At 54.0% G+C, this 23,849-nt stretch carries 25 protein-coding genes and 1 tRNA gene; 16 read left to right on the forward strand and 10 right to left on the reverse strand.

Annotated elements, in window-relative coordinates; all coding sequences use genetic code 11:
- Positions 1-5 precede the first annotated feature (5 nt).
- From napG to FDW96_RS24850, 12 genes are all read left to right on the forward strand, one after another.
- Positions 6-701, forward strand: a complete 696-nt coding sequence (napG, locus tag FDW96_RS24795; RefSeq protein WP_003834629.1) for a ferredoxin-type protein NapG — start codon at positions 6-8, stop codon at positions 699-701.
- Positions 688-1,551 (forward strand): quinol dehydrogenase ferredoxin subunit NapH, encoded by an 864-nt coding sequence (napH, locus tag FDW96_RS24800; RefSeq protein ID WP_042307187.1) that lies wholly within the window; start codon positions 688-690, stop codon positions 1,549-1,551. Before napG ends, napH begins: the two co-directional genes overlap by 14 nt.
- Positions 1,548-1,997 (forward strand): nitrate reductase cytochrome c-type subunit, encoded by a 450-nt coding sequence (napB, locus tag FDW96_RS24805; protein ID WP_038642185.1) that lies wholly within the window; start codon positions 1,548-1,550, stop codon positions 1,995-1,997. The genes napH and napB overlap by 4 nt, the downstream gene beginning before the upstream one ends.
- Positions 1,998-2,006: 9 nt before the next feature.
- Positions 2,007-2,609 carry a cytochrome c-type protein NapC gene (gene napC, locus FDW96_RS24810; protein WP_003027548.1) on the forward strand — a complete coding sequence of 201 codons (603 nt, stop codon included), beginning with the start codon at positions 2,007-2,009 and terminating at the stop codon, positions 2,607-2,609.
- A 20-nt stretch (positions 2,610-2,629) separates the two neighbouring features.
- Complete coding sequence (ccmA, locus tag FDW96_RS24815) at positions 2,630-3,250, forward strand: cytochrome c biogenesis heme-transporting ATPase CcmA (protein ID WP_137366489.1); 621 nt, start codon at positions 2,630-2,632, stop codon at positions 3,248-3,250.
- Positions 3,247-3,906: a heme exporter protein CcmB gene (gene ccmB, locus FDW96_RS24820; protein WP_003027542.1), complete on the forward strand. Its 660-nt coding sequence runs from the start codon at positions 3,247-3,249 to the stop codon at positions 3,904-3,906. The genes ccmA and ccmB overlap by 4 nt, the downstream gene beginning before the upstream one ends.
- Positions 3,907-3,982: 76 nt before the next feature.
- Positions 3,983-4,720 (forward strand): heme ABC transporter permease, encoded by a 738-nt coding sequence (locus FDW96_RS24825; RefSeq protein WP_137366490.1) that lies wholly within the window; start codon positions 3,983-3,985, stop codon positions 4,718-4,720.
- Positions 4,717-4,929, forward strand: coding sequence for a heme exporter protein CcmD (ccmD, locus tag FDW96_RS24830; RefSeq protein ID WP_005129320.1), 213 nt, complete (start codon positions 4,717-4,719; stop codon positions 4,927-4,929). Before FDW96_RS24825 ends, ccmD begins: the two co-directional genes overlap by 4 nt.
- Positions 4,926-5,405, forward strand: coding sequence for a cytochrome c maturation protein CcmE (ccmE, locus tag FDW96_RS24835; RefSeq protein WP_042307191.1), 480 nt, complete (start codon positions 4,926-4,928; stop codon positions 5,403-5,405). Before ccmD ends, ccmE begins: the two co-directional genes overlap by 4 nt.
- Positions 5,402-7,357 (forward strand): heme lyase CcmF/NrfE family subunit, encoded by a 1,956-nt coding sequence (locus FDW96_RS24840; RefSeq protein WP_137350028.1) that lies wholly within the window; start codon positions 5,402-5,404, stop codon positions 7,355-7,357. The genes ccmE and FDW96_RS24840 overlap by 4 nt, the downstream gene beginning before the upstream one ends.
- Positions 7,354-7,911: a thiol:disulfide interchange protein DsbE gene (gene dsbE, locus FDW96_RS24845; RefSeq protein ID WP_003834613.1), complete on the forward strand. Its 558-nt coding sequence runs from the start codon at positions 7,354-7,356 to the stop codon at positions 7,909-7,911. Before FDW96_RS24840 ends, dsbE begins: the two co-directional genes overlap by 4 nt.
- Positions 7,908-8,957, forward strand: a complete 1,050-nt coding sequence (locus tag FDW96_RS24850; protein WP_137366491.1) for a cytochrome c-type biogenesis protein CcmH — start codon at positions 7,908-7,910, stop codon at positions 8,955-8,957. Before dsbE ends, FDW96_RS24850 begins: the two co-directional genes overlap by 4 nt.
- Positions 8,958-9,058: 101 nt before the next feature.
- On the opposite strand, the gene narP is transcribed toward FDW96_RS24850, so the two are convergent.
- From narP to FDW96_RS24870, 4 genes are all read right to left on the reverse strand, one after another.
- Complete coding sequence (gene narP, locus FDW96_RS24855; RefSeq protein WP_016153764.1) at positions 9,059-9,706, reverse strand: nitrate/nitrite response regulator protein NarP; 648 nt, start codon at positions 9,704-9,706, stop codon at positions 9,059-9,061.
- Positions 9,707-9,912: 206 nt separating this feature from the next.
- Positions 9,913-9,989: transfer RNA gene (locus FDW96_RS24860), tRNA-Pro, on the reverse strand.
- A gap of 74 nt (positions 9,990-10,063) precedes the next feature.
- Positions 10,064-11,824 carry an LPS biosynthesis-modulating metalloenzyme YejM gene (gene yejM / locus FDW96_RS24865; protein WP_061382087.1) on the reverse strand — a complete coding sequence of 587 codons (1,761 nt, stop codon included), beginning with the start codon at positions 11,822-11,824 and terminating at the stop codon, positions 10,064-10,066.
- A 31-nt stretch (positions 11,825-11,855) separates the two neighbouring features.
- Positions 11,856-12,083: a YejL family protein gene (locus FDW96_RS24870; RefSeq protein WP_003027506.1), complete on the reverse strand. Its 228-nt coding sequence runs from the start codon at positions 12,081-12,083 to the stop codon at positions 11,856-11,858.
- A gap of 134 nt (positions 12,084-12,217) precedes the next feature.
- Between FDW96_RS24870 and yejK the strand changes: the two genes are divergently transcribed.
- Complete coding sequence (yejK, locus tag FDW96_RS24875; RefSeq protein ID WP_006683753.1) at positions 12,218-13,225, forward strand: nucleoid-associated protein YejK; 1,008 nt, start codon at positions 12,218-12,220, stop codon at positions 13,223-13,225.
- A 119-nt stretch (positions 13,226-13,344) separates the two neighbouring features.
- On the opposite strand, the gene rplY is transcribed toward yejK, so the two are convergent.
- Together rplY and FDW96_RS24885 are read right to left on the reverse strand one after the other, a co-directional pair.
- Positions 13,345-13,629 carry a 50S ribosomal protein L25 gene (rplY, locus tag FDW96_RS24880; RefSeq protein ID WP_006683755.1) on the reverse strand — a complete coding sequence of 95 codons (285 nt, stop codon included), beginning with the start codon at positions 13,627-13,629 and terminating at the stop codon, positions 13,345-13,347.
- Between the two features lie 124 nt (positions 13,630-13,753).
- A complete protein-coding gene (locus tag FDW96_RS24885; RefSeq protein ID WP_042307971.1) occupies positions 13,754-15,514 on the reverse strand; it encodes a DEAD/DEAH box helicase in 1,761 nt (586 codons plus the stop codon).
- Between the two features lie 151 nt (positions 15,515-15,665).
- On the opposite strand from FDW96_RS24885, the gene rsuA reads away from it, so the two are divergent.
- The 3 genes from rsuA (at position 15,666) to FDW96_RS24905 (ending at position 18,258) form a co-directional block, all read left to right on the forward strand.
- Positions 15,666-16,373 (forward strand): 16S rRNA pseudouridine(516) synthase RsuA, encoded by a 708-nt coding sequence (gene rsuA, locus FDW96_RS24890; RefSeq protein ID WP_061382086.1) that lies wholly within the window; start codon positions 15,666-15,668, stop codon positions 16,371-16,373.
- A gap of 15 nt (positions 16,374-16,388) precedes the next feature.
- Positions 16,389-17,579: a Bcr/CflA family multidrug efflux MFS transporter gene (locus FDW96_RS24895; protein WP_137366492.1), complete on the forward strand. Its 1,191-nt coding sequence runs from the start codon at positions 16,389-16,391 to the stop codon at positions 17,577-17,579.
- Positions 17,580-17,913: 334 nt separating this feature from the next.
- On the forward strand, positions 17,914-18,258 hold the full coding sequence (locus FDW96_RS24905) for a YejG family protein (protein ID WP_029139605.1): 345 nt from the start codon (positions 17,914-17,916) through the stop codon (positions 18,256-18,258).
- 3 nt (positions 18,259-18,261) lie between these two features.
- Here the strand turns inward: FDW96_RS24905 and yejF are convergent, their stop codons facing one another.
- From yejF to FDW96_RS24925, 4 genes are read right to left on the reverse strand one after another with little or no spacing between them, the layout of a single operon-like run.
- On the reverse strand, positions 18,262-19,851 hold the full coding sequence (yejF, locus tag FDW96_RS24910; protein ID WP_079223379.1) for a microcin C ABC transporter ATP-binding protein YejF: 1,590 nt from the start codon (positions 19,849-19,851) through the stop codon (positions 18,262-18,264).
- 1 nt (position 19,852) lies between these two features.
- Positions 19,853-20,878, reverse strand: a complete 1,026-nt coding sequence (locus FDW96_RS24915) for an ABC transporter permease (protein WP_061382084.1) — start codon at positions 20,876-20,878, stop codon at positions 19,853-19,855.
- Positions 20,878-21,972, reverse strand: coding sequence for a microcin C ABC transporter permease YejB (locus tag FDW96_RS24920; protein ID WP_040230596.1), 1,095 nt, complete (start codon positions 21,970-21,972; stop codon positions 20,878-20,880). The genes FDW96_RS24915 and FDW96_RS24920 overlap by 1 nt, the downstream gene beginning before the upstream one ends.
- On the reverse strand, positions 21,973-23,787 hold the full coding sequence (locus FDW96_RS24925; protein WP_137366493.1) for an extracellular solute-binding protein: 1,815 nt from the start codon (positions 23,785-23,787) through the stop codon (positions 21,973-21,975).
- Positions 23,788-23,849: the final 62 nt, after the last annotated feature.

The following is a 23,849-nucleotide window of genomic DNA, read 5'->3' on the forward strand; positions in this document are numbered from 1 at the left end:
GCGTTATGTCCCGGTCAGCAAAACCCCAAAATGGCCGCCGCCGCTTTCTGCGCGATATGGTTCGCGCGGCGGGCGGGCTGGCCGTCGTTGGCGTGGCGCTGGGGTTACAACAGCAAACCGCACGTGCAACCGGCGTGCGGTTACGCCCGCCTGGCGCACTGAGCGAGGAGGCATTCGCCAGCGCCTGTGTGCGCTGCGGTCAGTGCGTTCAGGCATGCCCATATGACACGCTGAAGCTGGCGACGCTGGCCTCCGGGCTGGCAGCAGGTACGCCCTATTTTGTCGCCCGCGATATTCCTTGCGAAATGTGTGAGGACATTCCGTGTGCCAAAGTCTGCCCCAGCGGCGCGTTGGACAGGGAAATTGAATCCATTGACGATTCGCGTATGGGGCTGGCGGTACTGCTGGATCACGAAAACTGCCTCAACTACCAAGGGTTACGCTGCGATGTTTGTTACCGCGAGTGCCCGAAAATCGATGAGGCTATCACCCTTGAGCTGGACCGTAATATGCGTACCGGCAAGCATGCGCGGTTTATTCCGACCGTGCACAGCGATGCCTGTACCGGCTGTGGGAAATGCGAAAAAGTCTGCGTACTGGAACAGCCAGCAATAAAAGTGCTGCCGCTGTCGCTGGCGAAAGGGGAGTTAGGACACCATTACCGCTTCGGTTGGCTGGAGGGGAACAATGGCAAATCGTAAACGTGATGCCGGGCGTGAAGCGCAGGCAAAAAAAGGATGGTGGAAGAGTCATCGCTGGCTGCTGCTGCGTCGTTTGAGTCAGTTTTTGATACTGGCGATGTTCCTCAGCGGCCCGTGGCTTGGCGTGTGGATCCTGCATGGCAACTACAGTGGCAGTCTGCTGTTGGATACCGTCCCATTCACCGATCCGCTGATTACGCTGCAAAGCCTGGCCAGCGGACACCTGCCGGCAACGGTGGCGTTAACGGGGGCGGTCGTCATCACGGTGCTGTATGCCCTTGCGGGTAAGCGTCTGTTTTGCAGCTGGGTTTGTCCGATGAACCCGGTCACCGATTTAGCCAGTTGGTTACGCAGAAGGTTTGACCTGAATCAGTCCGCGACCCTGCCGCGCTATATACGGTACGTCCTGCTGGTGGTTATCCTGGTCGGTTCCGCCTTGACCGGTACGCTGCTGTGGGAATGGATAAATCCCGTCTCTCTGCTCGGACGGAGTCTGGTAATGGGATTTGGCAGTGGTGCACTGCTGATTCTGGCACTGTTTTTATTTGATCTACTGGTCGTTGAGCATGGCTGGTGCGGGCATCTCTGTCCACTGGGCGCACTGTATAGCGTAGTGGGAAGTAAAGGCGCATTAACCGTTTCGGCAAAAGAACGTAACAGATGTAACCGCTGTATGGATTGTTTTCATGTTTGCCCGGAACCGCATGTGCTACGTGCGCCGGTGCTGGATGAGCAAAGCCCGGTGCAGGTAACCAGTCGCGATTGCATGGCCTGCGGTCGCTGCGTGGATGTCTGTTCTGAGGATGTTTTTACAATAACAACACGATGGAGTTCGGGAGCGAAATCATGAAAAGCCATGACCTGATTAAAAAGCTGAGTCAATGGACGGCCCTGCTTGCCCTGGTCGTCAGTGGGGCCGTTTGGGCTGCAAACGGAGTGGACCTAAGCCAGTCACCGGAAGTCTCAGGGACACAGGAAGGGGCGATTCGCATGCCGAAAGAGCAGGAGCGTATGCCGCTGAACTATGTGAATCAACCGCCAATGGTTCCGCACAGCGTTGAAGGGTATCAGGTGACGACCAATACTAACCGCTGTCTGCAATGCCACGGTGTGGAAAGCTATCGCACTACCGGCGCGCCGCGCATCAGTCCGACGCACTTTATGGACAGCGATGGCAAGGTATTGGCTGAAGTCGCGCCGCGTCGTTATTTCTGTCTGCAATGTCACGTCCCGCAGGCTGACGCTGCGCCGATTGTTGAAAATACCTTCACCCCCTCGAAAGGTTACGGGAAATAAGAGGTCATTATGGAAAATTCTAACCGTAAACCAGGCTGGATTAAGCGCGTCTGGCAATGGTGGCGTCGCCCCAGCCGTCTGGCGCTCGGCACGCTGTTGTTAATCGGCTTTGTGGGCGGCATTATTTTCTGGGGCGGCTTTAATACCGGTATGGAAAAGGCCAATACGGAAGAGTTCTGCATTAGCTGTCACGAAATGCGCAATACGGTGTACCAGGAATACATGGAAACCGTACACTACAACAACCGCAGTGGTGTGCGTGCGACTTGCCCTGATTGCCACGTCCCGCATGAGTGGGGCCCGAAAATGATCCGTAAGATCAAGGCCAGTAAAGAGCTGTACGCGAAAGCATTGGGGTTAATAGATACACCGCAAAAATTTGAAGACCATCGTCTGACGATGGCGCAAAATGAGTGGCGGCGTATGAAAGACAATAACTCGCAAGAGTGTCGCAACTGTCACAACTTCGAGTTTATGGATTTAACCGCCCAGAAAGGCGTTGCGGCCAAAATGCACGACCAGGCCGTGAAAGACGGGCAAACCTGTATTGACTGTCATAAAGGGATAGCGCACAAACTGCCTGATATGCGCGAAGTCAAACCGGGCTTTTAACAGGATGTAGATAACCAGGTATGCTTGAAGCCAGAGAATTACTTTGCGAGCGGGATGACAGAATACTGTTCAGCGATCTGTCATTTCGCGTCAACGCAGGGGAATGGGTACAAATTACCGGCAGCAACGGCGCGGGGAAAACCACTCTGCTGCGGTTGCTTACCGGGCTGGCGCGTCCCGACGCAGGGGAGGTTTGCTGGCAAGAACAACCCCTGCATCACGTGCGGGACAGCTACCATCAGCAATTGCTCTGGATCGGACATCAGCCGGGGATAAAAACCCGGCTTTCGGCGTTGGAGAACCTGCGTTTTTTCCATCACGACGGTGATATCGCACAGTGTCTGGACGCGCTGGCGCAGGCGGGACTTGCCGGATACGAAGATATTCCGGTGAATCAGCTCTCCGCCGGACAACAGCGGCGCGTGGCGCTGGCCCGTTTGTGGCTGACCCGCGCCCGGCTGTGGATCCTCGATGAACCCTTTACCGCCATTGATGTGAACGGCGTTGAGCGACTGACTCAGCGTATGGCACAGCACACGGAGCAGGGCGGTATTGTTATTCTTACCACCCACCAGCCGCTTAATGTTGAGACCAGTAAAGTGCGACGTATTGCGCTGACCAGCGAGAGGGCAACGCAATGATGTGGCGAATCTTCCGTTTAGAACTGCGAGTTGCGTTTCGTCATAGTGCGGAAATCGCCAATCCTTTATGGTTCTTCCTGATTGTTATCACGCTGTTCCCTCTGAGCATTGGGCCGGAGCCACAGCTGCTGGCGCGTATTGCGCCGGGCATCATCTGGGTTGCGGCGCTGCTGGCGTCATTGCTGGCGCTGGAGCGCTTGTTTCGTGATGACTTACAGGACGGCAGCCTTGAGCAACTGATGCTGCTGCCGCTGCCGCTTCCGGCGGTCGTGCTGGCGAAAGTGATGGCGCACTGGGTCGTAACTGGTTTGCCGCTGTTAATCCTCTCGCCGCTGGTGGCATTACTGCTGGGCATGGATATGTACGGCTGGAAAATTATGGCGCTGACCTTGCTGCTCGGTACGCCGACGCTGGGTTTTCTCGGCGCGCCGGGTGTGGGTTTGACGGTGGGCTTAAAGCGCGGCGGCGTGCTGTTAAGCGTGCTGGTTCTCCCGCTTACCATACCACTACTGATTTTTGCGACCGCCGCGATGGATGCGGCTTCCATGCACCTACCGGTTGAAGGGTACATGGCGATTCTGGGGGCGTTGCTGGTAGGCAGCGCCACGTTAAGCCCGTTTGCCACGGCTGCGGCGTTACGGATTAGCGTGCAGTAATGCGGACAGGATTTGCAGGCCGGGCAAGGTACTCCGGCAAAACGGATATTAATTAATGGAGTCTGGTGACTGAACTATGTGGAAAACACTTCATCAATTGGCGATGCCCCCTCGGCTCTATCAGATCTGCGGCTGGTTTATTCCGTGGCTGGCGATTGCCAGCGCGGTGGTACTCATAACGGGATGGGGCTGGGGCTTTGGCTTCGCGCCAGCTGATTATCAGCAGGGACAGAGCTATCGCATCATTTATCTGCACGTTCCGGCGGCAATCTGGTCGATGGGGATTTATGCCTCAATGGCTGTTGCGGCGTTTATCGGCCTGGTCTGGCAAATGAAAATGGCCAATCTGGCGCTGGCTGCGATGGCGCCCATTGGCGCTGTGTTTACCTTTATTGCGTTGGTGACGGGGTCCGCATGGGGCAAACCGATGTGGGGAACCTGGTGGGTCTGGGATGCCCGACTCACCTCGGAACTGGTGCTGCTGTTTCTCTACGTTGGCGCCATTGCGCTGTGGCATGCCTTTGACGACCGTCGTCTGGCAGGTCGCGCTGCCGGTATTCTGGTGCTGATTGGCGTGGTCAACTTACCGATCATTCATTACTCGGTCGAGTGGTGGAATACGCTGCATCAGGGGTCAACCCGTATGCAGCAGAGTATCGATCCGGCAATGCGCGCGCCGCTGCGTCTGGCGATCGTCGGCTACCTGTTACTGTTTGTCACGCTGGCGCTAATGCGCATGCGTAACCTGATTTTGATGATGGAAAAACGCCGCCCGTGGGTGAGCGAACTGATCTTAAAAAGAGGCCGCCAATGACCCCTGCATTTGCATCATGGAGTGATTTTTTCGCGATGGGCGGTTACGCCTTGTATGTCTGGCTGGCTGTCGCCATGAGCGTTATTCCGCTACTGGTGCTGGTGCTGCATTCTGCGTTACAGCATCGCGCAATTTTACGCGGTGTGGCTCAGCAGCGGGCGAGGGAAGCGCGCATGCGCGCAGCGCAAGTACAACGGGAGGCGGCGTGAATATTCGACGTAAAAATCGGCTATGGATAGCCTGCGCGGTACTGGCAGGTCTGGCGTTGACCATTTCGCTGGTGCTCTACGCGCTGCGTTCCAATATCGATCTGTTCTACACCCCGGGAGAGATACTCTACGGTAAGCGTGAAACGCAGCAGATGCCTGAAGTCGGTCAACGTCTGCGCGTGGGTGGGATGGTGATGCCGGGCAGCGTGAAGCGCGATCCGCAATCGCTAAAAGTAAATTTCAGCATCTATGACGCCGAAGGTGTGGTGGATGTGACCTATGAAGGCATTTTGCCGGACCTGTTCCGCGAGGGGCAGGGCGTCGTCGTTCAGGGCGAGTTGGACAAGGGAAATCATGTGCAGGCTAAAGAGGTTCTTGCCAAACATGATGAAAACTACACCCCGCCGGAAGTCGAAAAAGCGATGCAGGAAAACCACCGTCGCCCGGAAAGTGTTTATAAGGATAAAACGTCATGATGCCTGAAATTGGCAATGCGCTGTTGTGCCTTGCGCTTGGCGTTGCATTACTGCTGTCGGTCTATCCGCTGTGGGGCGTGGCGCGCGGCGACGTGCGGATGATGGCCTCAGCACGGCCCTTTGCCTGGGTCTTGTTTATCTGCGTGATGGGGGCGTTCCTGATTCTGGTTAATGCCTTTGTGGTTAACGACTTTACCGTGACCTACGTCGCCAGTAACTCCAATACCCAACTTCCGGTCTGGTATCGGGTCGCGGCGACCTGGGGCGCGCATGAAGGCTCGCTGCTGCTGTGGGTGTTGCTGATGAGCGGCTGGACGTTCGCCGTCGCAGTGTTCAGCCAGCGCATGCCGCTGGATATCGTCGCCCGCGTGTTGGCGGTGATGGGGATGGTCAGCGTCGGCTTCCTGCTGTTTATCCTGTTTACCTCTAATCCGTTTGCCCGCACGTTGCCCAACTTCCCTATCGAAGGGCGCGACCTCAACCCGCTGTTGCAGGATCCGGGACTGATTTTCCATCCGCCGTTGCTGTACATGGGGTATGTCGGTTTCTCGGTGGCTTTTGCGTTTGCGATCGCCGCGTTGATGAGCGGGCGTCTGGACAGCACCTTCGCTCGCTTTTCGCGTCCATGGACGCTGGCGGCGTGGGTGTTTCTGACGCTGGGGATTGTACTCGGTTCGGCCTGGGCCTATTACGAGCTGGGCTGGGGCGGCTGGTGGTTCTGGGATCCGGTTGAGAACGCCTCCTTTATGCCATGGCTGGTGGGCACAGCCCTGATGCACTCGCTGTCGGTAACCGAACAGCGCGCCAGCTTCAAAGCCTGGACCCTGCTGCTGTCAATCAGCGCCTTCTCGCTGTGCCTGTTGGGTACTTTCCTGGTACGCTCCGGCGTACTGGTTTCGGTGCATGCTTTCGCCTCAGACCCGTCGCGCGGAATGTTTATCCTGGCCTTCATGGTGCTGGTGATTGGCGGTTCCCTGCTGCTGTTTGCAGTGCGTGGGCATAAGGTTCGCTCGCGGGTAAACAACGCGCTGTGGTCGCGTGAATCGCTGCTGTTGGGCAACAACGTCCTGCTGATCGCCGCTATGCTGGTGGTGTTATTGGGTACGCTGCTGCCGCTGGTGCACAAACAGCTTGGGTTGGGCAGCATTTCGATTGGCGAGCCGTTCTTCAATACCATGTTCACTTGGCTGATGGCGCCGTTTGCGCTGCTGCTGGGCATTGGGCCATTAGTGCGCTGGGGCCGTGACCGACCACGTAAACTGAAAACGTTACTGATCATCGCGTTTGTCACCACGCTTATTCTGTCGCTGCTGCTGCCGTGGCTGTTTGAGGATCGCATTGCCGCCATGACGGTGGTGGGGCTGGCGATGGCGTGCTGGATATTTGTGCTGGCCATGTCCGAAGCGTACCTGCGCATTTCTCGTGGAACAAAGCTGACGCCAAGCTACTGGGGGATGGTATCAGGTCACGTTGGGCTGGCGATTACCATTGTTGGTATTGCCTTTAGCCAGAATTACAGCGTGGAACGCGATGTGCGCATGAAAGCGGGCGATAGCGTCAGTATCCATAACTATCAGTTCACCTTCCGTGAAGTAAAAGACATTACCGGACCAAACTACCGGGGCGGGGTCGCCATTATTGGCGTCACGCGTGATGGTAAACCGGAAGCCACGCTGCATGCGGAGAAACGCTTTTATAACAGCACCAGTTCGATGATGACCGAAGCGGCGATTGACGGCGGGCTTACGCGCGATCTGTATGCTGCGCTGGGTGAAGAGCTGGATAACGGCGCATGGGCTGTACGTTTGTATTACAAACCGTTTATTCGCTGGATTTGGGCCGGAGGGTTGCTGATGGCGCTGGGCGGGGTGTTCTGCCTGTTTGATCCACGCTATCGCCAGCGCACGCGCCCGCGTGTCGCGGTGCAAAAAAATGCGTCGGAGGCTGTATGAAGCGCAACGCACTGTTAATTCCGTTTATTATTTTTCTCATCATTGCAGCGGCGCTGCTATGGCAGTTAGCGCGTAACGCGCAAGGAGACGACCCTACTAATCTGGAGTCGGCGTTGATCGGCAAACCTGTTCCGACGTTCCGTCTGGAATCGCTGGAAAACCCGGGGCAGCATTATCAGGCCGATGTGCTGACGCAGGGGAAGCCAGTGTTGCTGAACGTCTGGGCGACATGGTGTCCGACCTGTCGCGCCGAGCATCAGTATCTGAATCAACTGTCTGCGCAAGGCGTGCGGGTAGTGGGCCTGAACTATAAAGACGATCGTCAGAAAGCCATTGTCTGGCTGAAAGAGCTGGGCAATCCTTACTCATTAAGTCTGTTTGACGGCGACGGTATGCTCGGCCTCGATCTTGGCGTGTACGGCGCACCGGAGACGTTCCTGATCGACGGGAAAGGTATTATTCGCTATCGCCATGCCGGCGATCTGAATGCCCGGGTGTGGGAAAGCGAGATCAAACCGTTGTGGGACAAGTACAGTAAGGAGGCTGCGCAATGAGATTTTTATTGGGCCTGCTGATGCTGGTTATCTCGGGATCCGCGCTTGCGACTATCGACGTAATGCAGTTTAAGGATGAAGCGCAGGAGCAGCAGTTCCGCCAGCTTACCGAGCAACTACGTTGTCCTAAATGTCAGAACAACAGTATTGCCGACTCTAACTCAATGATCGCCACCGACCTGCGGCAGAAAGTGTACGAACTGATGCAGGAAGGCAAAAGCCAGAAAGAGATTGTTGACTACATGGTGGCGCGCTACGGCAACTTCGTCACTTACGATCCGCCGTTAACTCCGCTGACCGTGCTGCTGTGGGTGATGCCTGTGGTAGCGATTGGTCTCGGGGGCTGGATTATTTTCGCCCGTACTCGCCGACGCGTGCGGGTGAAACAAGAAGAGTTTCCTGACGACATTATCCCGGATGGCAAGCGCGGTGGATTCGGACTCTTTGTGCCCGGCATCGTGGTGGCGCTGGTGGTCGGCGCGGTGAGCTATTATCAAACCGGGAACTATAAACAGGTGCAGGTCTGGCAGCAGGCCACCGCTCAGGCTCCAGCGCTGCTGGAGCGGGCATTGGATCCGAAAGCCGACCCGTTGAATGAAGAAGACATGACGCGTCTGGCGCTGGGGCTGCGCACTCGCTTACAGGCCGATCCCGCAAACGTCGAAGGCTGGATCATGCTCGGACGTATTGGCATGGTACTCGGTAACGCCAGTACGGCTACTGAAGCCTATGCCAATGCCTATCGACTGGATCCTAACAACAGCGATGCGGCGCTGGGTTATGCGGAAGCATTGACCCGTTCTTCCGATCCTGATGATAACCGTCGGGGAGGGGAGTTGTTGCGCCAGCTGATAAGAGGCGAGCATGCTAACGTGCGCGTATTGAGCATGTATGCTTTTAACGCTTTCGAACAGCAGCGTTTCGGCGAAGCTGTTGCGGCGTGGGAGATGATGCTGAAATTATTGCCCGCTAACGATACCCGTCGGGCGGTAATAGAACGCAGTATTAAACAGGCGATGGAGCAGCTAACGCCGCAGGAGAAGTAAGAGTGGAAGGGGCCGGATGGCGACGCAAAGCGTCTTATCCGGCCTTGCGATGCTCGTGATTTGTAGGCCCGATAAGCGTAGCGCCATCGGGCAATATCTGGTTATTGCATGCCGCGCGTTTGCAAAAACAGGATGGTGGCAGCAACGCGAGAGCGCACATTGAGTTTGCGCAGCAGGTTGCGAATATGCACCTTCACCGTCTGTTCGGAAATATTTAATACCGAAGCAATCTGTTTATTCGACAGCCCCTGAGCCAGTTCGTGTAACACATCCAGCTCGCGTTCGGTGAGAATGCTGAACGGATCTTCTTGTGCGCCGAACAGGTCGCGTTCGCGCAGATATTCACTGACGCGTGTACTAAACGCTTTACCGCCTTTGGCTCCGCTGCGAATGGCCTCCAGCAGGACTTCAGGATCGCTGTCTTTGAGCAAATAACCATCCGCACCCGCGTCAATTAAGGCGTATACATCGCTGGCGGCATCCGAAACGGTCAGAATGATAATTTGTGCGGTAACGCCGTCCCGACGCAGCGCATTCAGGGTATCCAGCCCACTCATACCTTTCATATTGAGATCTAACAGGATCACGTCAAGGTCCAGACGGTTTGCCAGATCGATCGCACTTGCGCCGTCACCTGCTTCAGCCACTACGTTAAATGCGGGATCCAGTTGCAATAATTGACTAATTCCCCGCCGCATCAGTGGGTGGTCGTCGACAATCAGCACCCGAAAAGGCGTTGCTTCAGGCATACTATTCTCCTGAGTTTTATTAGTATCATTATTGTTTTCAGCGCATCAATCGTCCAGGTTTATCGCGCTGATGAGAGGGTAAATTTTACCCCAATTTGTACATGGGTAAGTAGTAAAACCTGTGCTAAAAGCCGTGGTGGTGCGGAACATTGAATCGCAGGCATAAAAAAAACCAACCACAAGGGTTGGTTTTTTTTGAGGATTTTTGGTCGGCACGAGAGGATTTGAACCTCCGACCCCCGACACCCCATGACGGTGCGCTACCAGGCTGCGCTACGTGCCGACGCTATGGCTGATAATACTACTGCTTTCCACCGCGAATGCAAGAGGATGGCTTGCTAACTGATTTATAATTAATCAGTTAGCAATGAATCGCTTCTCATCCGTCAGAACTTGCAGCAGCAGGCTCAGCTGCGGTTTCTGATCTTTTATCTTCTCACCGTGTAAATCATACGTCTGATAATTACCGTTGTTGTTAAGCACCAGCGTCATCTCTGGTGTGGTAATTGCCAGCGTGCTGCCGTCGGCGGCGGTAACCCAGTAATGGCGGCGGGTTGCATTAAACAAATCCTGGCCCTGCGAGTACTCGTTAGCTGGCGTGCTGACGTGGAGCAGACGTTGCATAAGCGTCGTCATCAGGTCTGTATGATCGGTCAGGCTATTGATGCGCTGAGCAGGTGTTCCCGGCCAGTGAATAATCAGAGGAACCTGCAGATGGCCGCGCGACCACGCAAAGCTGTTCTCTTCCTGAGTCAGCGGCACGCCCCGACCAGCAGTAATAATCACCACCGTGTTGTTCAGTTTACCGGAGTCGCGCAGGGCGCTAAGGATCCGGTTAATGTTGGCATCCACATCCTGAGCGGCATTGGCGTAGCGTTTGGCAAAGTTCTTCTGGTTGCTGTCATCCAGGTTCGTTCCGTTAAAGGAGACCCAGGAGAACCAGCGGTTATCTTCCTGTGCGTAGCGACCCAACCAGTTAATCCACTGGCTTGCGGTTTGCTCGTCAGACTGCGTTTGCACGCTCGGCATAGAGAAATCTGACAGTAGCGCCTGGCGATAAAGCGGGCTGGTAAAGCCATCCGAGGAGAATAGCCCCAACTGATACCCCTGCTGGTTCAGTGCAGAGATCAGCGCCGCAGGCGTTCGGGTCGACAAAATGCCGTCCATGTAGCTTGGGGACACGCCATAGAACAGGCCAAAAATCCCGTTATCTGTGGTGTTGCCTGTGCTCATGTGACGCGTAAAGGCGATATTCTGCTCAGCGAATTCAGCCAGCGCTGGCATCTGTTTTTCAAAACGGGAGTAGTTCAGGCCGTCTACGGTAATCAGCAGAACGTTCTGGCCGGTTCCCATATCGCGGTAGCGCAGGTCGCTGAGCGGGTACTGTACGGAAACCGCTTCCGGGTTTCCCTGCTCGATCAGGCGGCGTTGATATTCTTGCGCATCCAACAGACCATGTTTTTCCAGAAACTTACGCGCCGTCATCGGATAGGAGAGCGGCAGGTTCGCGCGTTGCATGGTAATAGGGCGATAGAAATTGGCGTCTGCCCAGATGTACACCACATGCGAGGCGATAAAGGAAACGAAGAAGAATGCTGCTAAGGGTTTCGCAAAATGGCGACGACGCGTCAGGCTGCGCAGCTTTTGCCAGCTCCAGGTCGCAAACAGCATTTCGATTAACAGAATAACCGGCACGCTGATAAACATCAGTTGCCAGTCACGCGCCGCTTCATTCTGGTCAGGGTTAATGACCAGTTCCCAGACGATCGGGTTGAGGTGCAGGTGGAAGCGGGTAAAAACTTCGCTGTCGATTAACAACAGCGTCATGCCCGCCGTCGCCAGGATAGCTGATAAGAATCGCATCAGCCTCTGGGACATGACGATAAACGTCAGGGGAAACAGGATCAGCAGATAGGTGGCAAACACCAGGAAGCTAAAATGCCCGACAACGCTCAGGTAGGAATAAACGCGCCCTGCAAGCGTAGTCGGCCAGTCGGCGACAAACAGGTAACGGCTACCGAGTACCATGGCCAACAGAATGTTGAACAAAGCAAACCAGTGCCCCCAGCTAACCATCTGGGAGACTTTCTCACGGTAGCGCTGACGATGAGTTACCATAAACTGTTGTTCGTTTCCCCGGAGCAGGCTCTTAATGCGCTTGGTCGTCGTTTACCGAAGACTGCAATGCGCGGGCAAAAGAGTTGGCAATCGCCTGGCGCTGGGCCGGTGCGATGCTTGTATTGATAAGGTTAGTCACCATGTTTCCCAGTACCATCAGGGAAAGATCGGTCGGCGCCTTATGTTTTTCCAGTACGTTGAGCATCTCATTCAGCAGTTGTTCAACGTGTTCGTCACTATAGCGGGAAATTTGTGGCATAAATCGAAATCAGTCTGTTCATGAAAGGGCAACATATTACCGTACGGACAGTTTTTTTTCTGCTTTTTTATCTTCTATTGCGTCACTGCCCGGCAGGTGGTTGAATACCGCCCGGTCTAAAAGGAGAGTTTATCATGAGTCTGGATATCAACCAGATTGCCCTGCACCAGCTTATCAAACGTGATGAGCAAAACCTTGAGCTGGTCTTGCGCGATTCATTACTGGAACCGACAGCGACCGTTGTCGATATGATGGCTGAACTGCATCGGGTGTATAGCGCCAAGAATAAAGCCTATGGCCTGTTCAGCGAAGAGAGCGAGCTGGCGCAAACGCTGCGTTTACAGCGTCAGGGCGAAGAGGATTTTCTGGCTTTTAGCCGGGCCGCGACAGGGCGTTTGCGGGACGAGCTGGCGAAATATCCTTTTGCCGACGGCGGTATTGTCCTGTTCTGCCATTACCGCTATCTGGCGGTAGAGTATCTGCTGGTTGCCGTGCTGAACAATTTAAGCAGCATGCGCGTCAATGAAAATCTGGATATCAACCCGACGCACTATCTGGATATCAATCATGCGGACATCGTGGCGCGTATTGATTTAACCGAGTGGGAAACCAATCCGGAGTCCACACGCTATCTGACGTTCCTGAAAGGGCGGGTAGGGCGCAAAGTCGCCGATTTCTTCATGGACTTTCTCGGCGCCAGCGAAGGTCTGAACGCCAAAGCGCAAAACCGCGGTCTGCTGCAGGCGGTCGATGACTTCACCAATGAGGCGCAACTGGATAAAGCCGAGCGCCAGAATGTGCGTCAGCAGGTCTACAGCTACTGCAACGAGCAGCTACAGGCCGGTGAAGAGATTGAGCTGGAGTCGCTGTCTAAAGAGCTTTCCGGCGTCAGTGAAGTCAGCTTCAGCGAATTCGCTGCTGATAAAGGGTATGAGCTGGAAGAGAGCTTCCCGGCGGATCGCAGTACGCTGCGCCAGTTAACCAAATTTGCCGGCAGCGGCGGTGGGTTAACCATTAATTTTGACGCCATGCTGCTGGGCGAGCGTATTTTCTGGGATCCGGCGACGGACACGTTAACCATCAAAGGTACGCCGCCGAACCTGCGCGACCAGCTCCAGCGCCGCACGTCGGGCGGGAAATAAAACCGTTTGCCGGGTGGGGGAGGAAACGCCTTAGCCGGCCTGCGTGATCTATCTTTAGCGCCAACAGAATCCCATAAAAAAACCCCGCCGAGGCGGGGTTTTCTTCAACTTCCAGGCGATTACGCGCGAACGAAGTCGATGTGAGTCAGCTTCGGCTTGAAAGCGTGACGCTGTACAGCCTGAGCTTTAACTTTAACTTCTTTACCGTCAACAACGATGGTCAGAACTTCGCTGTAGAATTCAGCTTTAGCTTGCATGTTCATAACTGCATCGTGATCCAGTTCGATAGCAATCGGGGCTTCTGCGCCACCGTAGATGATTGCCGGGAACTTGTTAGCGGCACGCAGGCGGCGGCTCGCACCCTTACCCTGCTCTTTACGTACTTCAGCGTTGATAGTAAACATTTAAATCTCTCTTTAATAATTCCTGCTACAGGCGACCCAGCAACAGGTAAGTGATCTGCTTTGCGTATGCAAAAGCGGGCGAGATTCTATACTCAAACGGCTGGTACATCAATCAAAAGTACAATTAACCGCGTAATTCATGTGCCCGGCGAAAGCGACCTTCATAATCGAAGACCTTTTCACGCACCTGCCAGTACTGACCTTTCATACGCGCAACCACGAAATCAGGATGGCGCAATAGCGCCTGCTGGGCGAGGATATCGGTGGCGGTTATCCAGCGTAAGGGAATACCGGGAGTTCGGGTGTGTGGGCGAATAAACAGTTGTTCGAATGCTGTACGCTGCGCAGGAGTGTGTAGACGAAAACGTTCGCTGACGTCGGCTCCGTCTTCATCGTAATAGGTGATTTTTAGCCATTCGCCTTTCTCATCCTGGCCATTTTGTAACACCATCCCGCTACAGCGCAGGACCAGCGCATCTTTTAGCCTCAACGCCGCTTTTAGCATGTCATCCGGATCGACCAGCACCGTATCGCATTCACGACAGCGGCGGGCAGCAATGTCATTTTCCGCGTTGCACTGCGGGCAATTTTTAAAACGGAAACGAAAGTCGCACTGTTCGCGATGGCCGTCATCATCTTCAAACCATCCCTGGCAGCGGCGGCCAAAATGTTCAATCAGCGTACCGTCAGCCGTTGTTTTGCCCCAAAAGGTGTTGGCAAATCCGCAGGCAGGACAGAATACCTGCACCGGCACGTTGTCGCTTTTTCCCTTCGGCGCGCCCACTTCCGGGGCGTACAGATCGTGGGGATTGCCCGCGTAATCGAGGATCAGACAGTCGGTTTTACCTGGGGCCAGGCGCAGTCCGCGACCAACAATTTGTTGGTACAGGCTGACTGATTCAGTCGGGCGCAGAATAGCGATAAGGTCGACGTGCGGGGCATCGAAGCCGGTAGTCAGGACCGACACATTCACCAGAAAGCGAAAACGCTGGGCTTTGAACTCTTCAATCAGCACGTCACGCTCCGCGCCTGGCGTATCTCCGGTGATAAGCGCGGCATCGTCAGCAGGCAGCAGGCCCAGAATTTCTTTGGCGTGTTCAACGGTGGCGGCGAAAATCATCACCCCTTTGCGCGACTGGGCAAACTCGACAATCTGGCTGATGATATGCGGCGTGATTCGCTGTTGCTTTTTTAATTCCCGATTAAGGTCCGCCTCGCTGAACAGGCCGTTACTCTGCGCCTGCAGACGGCTGAAGTCATACTGCACGACCGGCATGTCGAGGCGTTCCGGCGGCGTCAGATAGCCGTGTTTAATCATATAGCGCAGCGGTAATTCATAAATGCAGTCGCGAAACAGCGCTTTTTCATCGCCGCGCACCATTCCGTGATAATGAAAGTGGTAAATCCAGCCTTTACCCAGACGAAAAGGCGTGGCGGTAAGCCCCAGCAGGCGTAAGTGGGGATTGACGTTGGTCAGGTGAGTGAGAATTTGCTGATACTGACTCTCTTCATCATCACTGATGCGGTGGCATTCATCGACGATAAGCAGGGAAAACTCTCCCTGAAAGGCGTCCAGATTGCGCGCCACCGACTGTACGCTGCCGAATACCACTTTCCCGTGGCTCTCTTTACGCTTCAGCCCGGCGGCAAAAATATCTGCCTCCAGCCCCAACGCGCAATATTTGGCGTGGTTTTGCGCGACCAGCTCTTTGACGTGTGCCAGTACCAGCACGCGACCACGCGCCACGCGGGCCAGTTCCGCTATCACCAGGCTTTTGCCTGCGCCAGTTGGCAGGACGATAACTGCCGGTGTGCGGTGGTGGCGAAAATGGTTGAGCGTGGCGTCCACGGCTTCTTTTTGGTACGGACGAAGAGTAAAAATCATTGGCTCACTAAGGTAAACAGTAACAATGAATAGTATGCCATGAATCATTTCCCTTGAGGGATGGTGTAACACCGCTATACTGGGCGGATAACAGTCCCACTTTTCGGGCGCAAACCCGATTCTCGTATTTTTACAGGCAAAAATCACACTCATGCGACTTGATAAATTTATCGCTCAGCAACTCGGCGTCAGCCGCGCTATTGCCGGGCGTGAGATCCGTGCTAACCGCGTTACCGTCGACGGTGAAATCGTCAGAAATAGCGCCTTTAAGCTGCTGCCAGAACATGACGTCGAATATGACGGCAATTCCCTGATTCAACAAAATGGCCCGCGCTATTTTATGCTGAATAAGCCTCAGGGCTATGTTTGTTCAACGGATGACCCGGATCACCCGACGGTTCTTTATTTCCTTGATGAGCCCGTCGCCCACAAATTACATGCGGCAGGCCGTCTGGATATCGACACCACCGGACTGGTGCTGATGACCGATGACGGTCAGTGGTCGCATCGCATCACTTCACCACGTCACCATTGTGAGAAAACCTATCTGGTGACACTGGAATCGCCGGTGGCGGATGATACCGCCGAGCAGTTTGCCCGTGGTGTACAACTACATAACGAAAAAGACCTGACAAAGCCGGCCGTGCTGGAAGTCATTACGCCAACTCAGGTGCGATTGACCATCAGCGAAGGGCGCTATCATCAGGTGAAACGCATGTTTGCCGCCGTGGGGAACCACGTTGTAGAACTGCACCGTGAACGGATCGGCGCCATTAAGCTCGATGATGATCTTGAGCCAGGTGAATACCGTCCATTAACTGAAGAAGAAATTGCCAGCGTTAACTTAACCCCGCGTTAATCTCAGGAGCTAAATGTGACCACCCGGCAGAACTCGTCAATTGCCATTGTCTTTATCCTTGGCTTGTTAGCCATGCTGATGCCGTTGTCGATTGATATGTATCTTCCGGCGCTGCCTGTTATCTCTGAGCAGTTTGGGGTGCCTGCCGGTAGCGCGCAGATGACCCTCAGTACCTATATTTTAGGTTTTGCGGTGGGGCAGTTGCTGTATGGTCCAATGGCAGACAGCATTGGGCGTAAACCGGTAATACTGGGCGGAACGCTGATATTTGCGGCGGCGGCAGTTGCCTGTGCGCTGGCGCAAACTATCGATCAACTGATCATAATGCGTTTCTTCCATGGTCTGGCGGCTGCGGCAGCGAGCGTGGTTATCAACGCCCTGATGCGCGACATCTATCCGAAGGAAGAGTTCTCGCGCATGATGTCATTCGTCATGTTGGTCACCACAATAGCGCCATTGCTGGCGCCCATTGTGGGCGGCTGGGTGCTGGTATGGCTGAGCTGGCACTATATCTTTTGGATCCTCGCTGTGGCGGCTATTCTGGCTTCAGTGATGATCTTTACGCTGATCAAAGAAACGTTGCCCGTAGAGCGTCGCCAGCCATTTCGCTTGCGCACGACTCTGGGCAACTTTGCCTCGTTGTTTCGTCATAAGCGCGTACTGAGCTATATGCTGGCCAGCGGGTTCAGCTTTGCCGGCATGTTTTCTTTCCTTAGCGCCGGGCCTTTTGTCTACATCGAGATTAACCATGTTTCACCGCAGCATTTCGGTTACTACTTCGCGCTGAATATTGTTTTCCTGTTCGTGATGACCATTATCAACAGCCGCTTTGTCCGTCGGGTAGGGGCATTGAATATGTTCCGTGCAGGGCTGTGGATCCAGTTTGTGATGGCGGGCTGGATGGTTTTCAGTGCGCTGTTCGGGGTAGGTTTTTGGGCGCTGGTGGTGGGCGTGGCGGCATTTGTCGGCTGCGTGTCGATGGTGTCATCTAACGCGATGGCGGTCATCCTGGATGAATTCCCGCATATGGCGGGAACGGCATCATCTTTGGCGGGGACGTTCCGCTTTGGCATTGGCGCTATTGTTGGGGCACTGTTGTCACTGGCGACCTTTAACTCGGCCTGGCCGATGATTTGGTCGATAGCGTTTTGCGCCACCAGCTCTATTCTCTTCTATCTCTACGCCAGTCGCGCTAAAAAACGGTGATCTAATACACAACATGGAGGTCATAAGGCCTCCAGAGTTGATGTATATCAACCGCAAATCTATCAATTCTCCTGCTTATGTTTATTTTATGTAAAATCAATTTATGTAAAAAGTCACATCATTGTAGTTAAAAAGGTTGAGTTAGATCGCAGAAACGAGTACATATAGCCCGGAAATTTGCCAGAACCATTGAATAAATTTAAATACCTGGTTCGGAAAGTAGCATATGGACATGGGTGTAAACGTTTACCAACTGTTTAAAGACGTTTTGTCAATGATGTGTTAATATTGATGTAAAATAATTGTGAAGTGATTGTGCTTCCAGGGAAAGAAAGTGATGACATTACAACTCTCAATCGTTCATCGTCTGCCGCAGTGCTATCGTTGGTCGGTGGGTTTCGCAGGTTCGAAAGTTGAACCGATTCCGCAGAACGGCCAGAGCAATGAGAACAGCCTGGTGGCGCTCAAATTGCTCAGCCCGGATGGTGATAGCGCGTGGTCAGTTATGCATAAACTCAGCCAGGCCCTCAGTGATATTGAGGTTCCTTGTTCCGTGCTGGAATGCGAAGGGGAGCCGTGCCTGTTTGTGAATCGTCAGGATGAGTTTGCTGCGACCTGCAGACTGAAAAATTTCGGCGTAGCAATTGCAGAACCTTTTTCAAATAACAATCCGTTTTGAGCGTCAGCTTAGCGCGAGCAGCTGACGCGTATAGGCCTGTTGTGGCGAGTTGAATACGTGCTCGCATTGCCCCTGTTCCACAACTTCTCCCTGCCTTAGCACAATAACCTGATGGCATAACGCGCGTACGACATGCAAATCATGGCTGATAAAAATATAGGCCAGACGATGCTTTTCCTGTAACGACTTTAACAACATCAGGATTTGCGCCTGTACGGTCCTGTCGAGTGAGGATGTCGGCTCATCCAGAATGATCAGCGAAGGTTTTAGAATCAACGCCCGGGCAATGGCTATGCGTTGACGTTGACCACCGGAAAACTCTGCGGGATAACGATGCCGCGTTTCGCTATCCAGCCCCACTTCTGTCATTACCGCTTTCACCTGCGCTTCACGTTGTTCGGCAGTAAGTGTCGGTTGATGAACGCGTAGTCCCTCCTCAATAATTTGTAGCACGCTTAAGCGTGGGTTTAGCGAGGAGTTAGGATCCTGAAATACCACCTGAATGCGGTGACGTACGGGTAACAGTTGGCGACGATTTAAGGTATGCAACGCCTGGCCATCGAACACAATACTCCCCTGCGATGTGATTAGCCTCAGTAGCGCCAGTCCGGTGGTGCTTTTTCCGGAACCTGACTCACCGACCAGCCCCAGCGTTTCACCGGGCCGCAGGGAAAAACTGACGTCGTTAACCACGACGTTATGGTCTACTACGCGCTTCAGAATGCCTTTGCGGACAGGGAAGGCGACGCGGAGTTTTTCCACTTCCAGCAAGGGAGCTTGCCCTACAGGTAAGGGGACCGGGTCACCGGAAGGTTCGCTGTTTAACAATTTCTGCGTGTACGGATGCGAGGGCGCAGAGAGCAGCTGTGCGGCACGATTTTGCTCTACGCACAGGCCGTTTTGCATGACCGCCACGGTATCGGCCAGCTTTTTCACAATGCTTAGGTTATGGGTGATAAACAGTAATCCCATATTCAGCTCTCGCTGTAACTCCCGTAACAATTGCAGGATCTGTGCCTGGACGGAGACATCCAGCGCGGTGGTGGGTTCATCAGCAATAAGCAGTTCTGGCCGCGTTAGCAGCGCCATGGCAATCATCACACGTTGGCGCTCACCGCCGGACAACTGGTGCGGGTAATCTGCGAGACGTTTGGCCGCCTGGCGGATGCCGACGCGGTCCAGACAGGTCAGAATCTCTGCTCGGGCGGCCTCGCGACGCATTCCCCGATGCAGCGACAGCACCTCGTAAAGCTGTTTTTCCAGGTTGTGAAGCGGGTTTAGTGACACCATCGGCTCCTGGAAAATCATGGCGATTTTGTTCCCTCGTACGCTGCGAAGCGTCTGCTCGTTGGCGTGAAGCAATGATTCACCATGGAAACGAATATCACCGGCAAGATAAACCGCGGGAGGGGACGGTAATAAGCGCAGAATAGAAAGCGCGGTCACACTTTTCCCTGAGCCAGATTCGCCCACCAGCGCCAGCGTTTGCCCGGCATCAACCCGCAATGAGAGAGTGTTGACCACGGTGCGCACGGTCTCTTGTTGGCGAAAACCTACCGATAAATTCTCAATAGCTAACAGAGGTTGTGTCATTTTAAATCGCCTTATTGGGATCAAACGCGTCGCGTACCGCTTCACCAATAAAGATCAGTAGCGATAAAAGCAGGGCAACGGAGATGAACGCAGTGATCCCAAGCCACGGCGCCTGCAGGTTATTTTTACCTTGTAACAGGAGCTCTCCCAACGATGGCGAGCCAAGCGGTAAGCCGAATCCGAGAAAATCCAGCGAGGTCAGGGTGGTGATCGAGGCGCATAATATAAACGGTAAAAAAGTCAGGGCGGCGACCATCGCGTTGGGTAGCATATGACGCAGAATAATACTGCGATCGCTTACGCCGAGCGCCTGCGCGGCACGAATGTAATCAAAGTTTCGGGTACGTAAAAATTCCGCACGCACCACGCCAACCAGACTCATCCAGCCAAACAGCACGGTAATGCCCAGCAGCCACCAGAAGTTTGGCTGAACCACGCTCGACAGCAGAATGATTAGAAACAGCGTCGGCATACCAGACCAAACCTCAATAAATCGCTGTCCCCACAGGTCCACCTTGCCGCCATAATAGCCCTGAATAGCACCTGCCATGATGCCCATCACGCTGGAACACAGAGTCAGCATTAAACCAAACAGGACCGAGATACGAGTGCCGTACAGGATACGCGCCAGCACATCGCCGCCGTTGGCGTCCGTCCCCAGCCAGTTTTGTGCAGAAGGTGGGGAAGGGAAGGGCTTATCGGTGGCAAAGTTAATGCTGGTGGCGCCAAAGCGTACGGGCGCCCACAGGATCCAGCCCTGCTTCTCCAGGCGCTGCTGTAGCCAGGGATCCTGATAATCAGCTTTGGTCGCCAGCGGTCCGCCGAAGTCGCTTTCACTGTAGTTTTTGAACAGAGGGAAATACCAACTGCTGTCATAGCGCACCAGCAGCGGCTTATCGTTGGCAATCAGTTCGGAACACAGGCTCAGGCCAAACAACACCAGAAAAATCCACAGCGACCAGTAGCCGCGGCGGTTATGGCGAAAACGCGCCCAGCGGGCTTGATTGACGGGGCTTAATCGCGACATTAGCGTCCCTCAAAATCAATACGGGGATCGACCAGCGTATAGCTGATATCACTAAGAATATTCAGCAGCAGTCCGATCAGGGTGAAGATATAGAGCGTGCCAAACATCACCGGGTAGTCGCGTGATACGGTGGATTCATACCCCAGTAACCCCAGTCCGTTAAGCGAGAACATGACTTCAATCAGCAGAGAGCCGGTAAAAAACATGCTGATAAACGTTGCCGGGAAACCTGCTATCACCAGTAACATCGCGTTGCGAAACACATGTTTCCATAGAATATTTTTCTCGCTTACCCCTTTGGCGCGCGCGGTGACGACATACTGTTTGCGGACTTCATCCAGAAATGAGTTTTTAGTCAGCATGGTCAGCGCGGCAAACCCGCCAACCACCGTCGCCAGCACCGGCAGGGTAATATGCCACAGGTAGTCGGTTATTTTTTGATACCAGGGGAGAGCGTCAAAATTAGCGGAAACCAGCCCGCGTAGCGGGAACAGATCGTAATAGCTTCCCCCGGCAAAAAAGACGATCAGCAAAATCGCAAACAGAAATGCCGGGATGGCATAGCCAATAATAATGAATGCACTGCTCCACACATCAAATCGACTACCATTGTGAACCGCTTTGCGGATACCTAGCGGTATCGACACCAGATAGATGATGAGTGTGCTCCACAGCCCCAGCGTGACGGAAACGGGTAGGCTGTCTTTTATAAGCGTCAGCACCGAAGCGCTACGGAACAGGCTGTCGCCGAAATCGAAACGAATGTAGTCCCAGAGCATTTTGAAGTAACGCTCATGAATAGGCTTATCGAACCCGTAGCGGCGGGTGATTTCTGCAATCACTTCCGGGTCAAGACCGCGGCCTCCGCGATAATTGCTGTCGCTGATGTTACCCACGCCGGTTTGCGCGTGGCTGGCGCGAACGCCTTCGCTGCCCGCGCCGGGTAAGGCTCCACTTTGCCCGAACTCAATAGCGGCGACGGCCTGCTCAACGGGACCGCCTGGGGCAATTTGCACGATAAAAAAGTTAATGGTGATGATGGCCCAGAGCGTCGGGATCACCAGTAGCAGACGTCGAATCAGATAAGCGCCCATTTACTCTCCCTGCCGTCTGGCTGCGGGTAGCTTCGCCGCTTTGTTGACGTCATACCACCAGTTATCGAGGCCGATGGTGTAAATTGGGCGAATAGTAGGATGTGAAAATTTATCCCACCAGGCGATACGATCCTCGGCCATGTACCACATTGGCAACATGTAGTAGTTCCAGGTTAATACCCTGTCCAGCGCCCGTCCCAGCGGGATCAGTTTGGCTTTATCACCTTGTGCCGCGATGATTTGATTGATCAATTTATCAATCACCGGGCTTTGCACGCCGGGAGCATTGTAGCTGGAGTCAATGTATTCAGAGGCCCACAGAATTTGCAGGTCTGAACTCGGCCACGGCATCGCGCGATACAACCTCGGCATCATGTCATAGTCGCGACTGCGCAGACGGTTCGTGATTTGCGAATTATCAACCTGGCGGATGTTCATGGTGATGCCTAAGCGCTGCAGGTTGTGCTGGAACGGCAGTACCCACTGGCTGTTACTGCCCGCCGGGAGCAACAGTTCGAAGCTCAGGGGTTTACCGCTGGTGCTGTTCACGCGCTGCTGTCCCTTTAGTACCCAGCCAGCCTGTTCCAGTAAGGTATTGGCTTTCAATAAGTTGTCCCGATCGTAACCATCACCTGTTGATTTCGGCGGCTGATAAATTTGGCTGAAGACCTCAGGGGGGAGATCTTTTTTCAATGGCGCGAGTATCACCAGTTCATCCGCATCGGGGTAATTTTTTGCGGCATACTCGGTATTCTGAAAATAGCTGTTTGTCCGGCTCCAGGCGTTATAGAACAGGGCTTTATTCATCCATTCAAAGTCAAAGGCCAACGTGATGGCTTCACGTACGCGTCGATCGCTGAATACCGGACGCTGAATATTAAAGGCCAGCCAACGCGTATCCTGTGCGGATTCGTTTTTCTGCTCATCTTTGATGATGTAATGATTTGCGAAATTTTTGCCTGTATAACGTGTCGCCCAGTTTTTGGCATCATTCTCCAGACGCAGATCAAACGCACCGGCCTTAAACGCTTCAAAGGCGACGTTGTCATCAAGATAGTAATCGTAGCGGATGGTATCAAAGTTCCAGCGCCCGCGGTTAACGGGCAGGTTCGCGGCCCAATAATCTTTGACACGCGAATAGACAATATACTGGCCCATTTTCCACTGGGTGATACGGTACGGGCCACTGGCAAGCGGTGGGGAAGATAAGGGATCGCTGAGTTTATGATCCTTCCAGTATTTCTCAGGCATCACGGGTAATGAAAACAGGCTGAGCATATCCTCTTTGCCCGGTTTGGCTAATTCAATACGCACGGTTAACGGTGCAATGGCTTTTACCGTTGTGCCTTTGTAGACGAGGCGAAACTGCGGCACGCCTTCAGTCATAAATTTGTGAAAGGTGAAGGCGACATCGCTGGCGGTAATGGGGGAGCCATCATGAAAACGCGCCCGCGGATTAATAGCGATTTCTACCCAGGAATAGTCGTCAGCATAGCGCGCGCTGTCGGCAATGAGCGGGTAATAGCTGCCAGGCTCGTCGTCAGAGGTGGTAAATAGCGTATCGTATAGCGTTTCTGTACGCGCGCCGGGGTTGCCACGCATTGCATAGCGGTTGAAGTTATCGAACGTACCAATCGCGGAGAGGGTGATTTGCCCGCCTTTGGGGGCGGCCGGGTTAACGTAATCAAAGTGGTTAAAGTTAAACGCGTACTTCGGTTCGCCCAGTACGGCAAACGCATAGCTTTCTTTGATGGATTGCGCCTGGACGCTAAACCCGATAAGGGCGATAAACAGCAGCAGTAGGCGAGGGATCATATAAAAGCGCTTTCCTTTTCCTGTCACAACCCGACGGGCATCATGCCTGAGAGATAAGGGGT

It is taken from the genome of Citrobacter sp. TBCS-15 (assembly GCF_005280815.1).
Classification (GTDB): Bacteria; Pseudomonadota; Gammaproteobacteria; order Enterobacterales; family Enterobacteriaceae; genus Citrobacter; species Citrobacter werkmanii.

Excerpts from the sequence above, each read along its gene's own strand:
- napB (WP_038642185.1), top strand. The coding sequence starts at position 1,548 with ATGAAAAGCCATGACCTGATTAAAAAGCTGAGTCAATGGACGGCCCTG.
- FDW96_RS24850 (WP_137366491.1), top strand. The coding sequence starts at position 7,908 with ATGAGATTTTTATTGGGCCTGCTGATGCTGGTTATCTCGGGATCCGCG.
- napG (WP_003834629.1), top strand. The coding sequence starts at position 6 with ATGTCCCGGTCAGCAAAACCCCAAAATGGCCGCCGCCGCTTTCTGCGC.
- rplY (WP_006683755.1), bottom strand. The coding sequence starts at position 13,629 with ATGTTTACTATCAACGCTGAAGTACGTAAAGAGCAGGGTAAGGGTGCG.
- ccmB (WP_003027542.1), top strand. The coding sequence starts at position 3,247 with ATGATGTGGCGAATCTTCCGTTTAGAACTGCGAGTTGCGTTTCGTCAT.
- FDW96_RS24825 (WP_137366490.1), top strand. The coding sequence starts at position 3,983 with ATGTGGAAAACACTTCATCAATTGGCGATGCCCCCTCGGCTCTATCAG.
- FDW96_RS24885 (WP_042307971.1), bottom strand. The coding sequence starts at position 15,514 with ATGATTTTTACTCTTCGTCCGTACCAAAAAGAAGCCGTGGACGCCACG.
- FDW96_RS24915 (WP_061382084.1), bottom strand. The coding sequence starts at position 20,878 with ATGTCGCGATTAAGCCCCGTCAATCAAGCCCGCTGGGCGCGTTTTCGC.
- FDW96_RS24870 (WP_003027506.1), bottom strand. The coding sequence starts at position 12,083 with ATGCCACAAATTTCCCGCTATAGTGACGAACACGTTGAACAACTGCTG.
- rsuA (WP_061382086.1), top strand. The coding sequence starts at position 15,666 with ATGCGACTTGATAAATTTATCGCTCAGCAACTCGGCGTCAGCCGCGCT.
- yejM (WP_061382087.1), bottom strand. The coding sequence starts at position 11,824 with ATGGTAACTCATCGTCAGCGCTACCGTGAGAAAGTCTCCCAGATGGTT.
- napC (WP_003027548.1), top strand. The coding sequence starts at position 2,007 with ATGGAAAATTCTAACCGTAAACCAGGCTGGATTAAGCGCGTCTGGCAA.
- narP (WP_016153764.1), bottom strand. The coding sequence starts at position 9,706 with ATGCCTGAAGCAACGCCTTTTCGGGTGCTGATTGTCGACGACCACCCA.
- FDW96_RS24925 (WP_137366493.1), bottom strand. The coding sequence starts at position 23,787 with ATGATCCCTCGCCTACTGCTGCTGTTTATCGCCCTTATCGGGTTTAGC.
- ccmA (WP_137366489.1), top strand. The coding sequence starts at position 2,630 with ATGCTTGAAGCCAGAGAATTACTTTGCGAGCGGGATGACAGAATACTG.
- napH (WP_042307187.1), top strand. The coding sequence starts at position 688 with ATGGCAAATCGTAAACGTGATGCCGGGCGTGAAGCGCAGGCAAAAAAA.
- dsbE (WP_003834613.1), top strand. The coding sequence starts at position 7,354 with ATGAAGCGCAACGCACTGTTAATTCCGTTTATTATTTTTCTCATCATT.
- FDW96_RS24920 (WP_040230596.1), bottom strand. The coding sequence starts at position 21,972 with ATGGGCGCTTATCTGATTCGACGTCTGCTACTGGTGATCCCGACGCTC.
- ccmD (WP_005129320.1), top strand. The coding sequence starts at position 4,717 with ATGACCCCTGCATTTGCATCATGGAGTGATTTTTTCGCGATGGGCGGT.
- yejF (WP_079223379.1), bottom strand. The coding sequence starts at position 19,851 with ATGACACAACCTCTGTTAGCTATTGAGAATTTATCGGTAGGTTTTCGC.
- FDW96_RS24840 (WP_137350028.1), top strand. The coding sequence starts at position 5,402 with ATGATGCCTGAAATTGGCAATGCGCTGTTGTGCCTTGCGCTTGGCGTT.
- yejK (WP_006683753.1), top strand. The coding sequence starts at position 12,218 with ATGAGTCTGGATATCAACCAGATTGCCCTGCACCAGCTTATCAAACGT.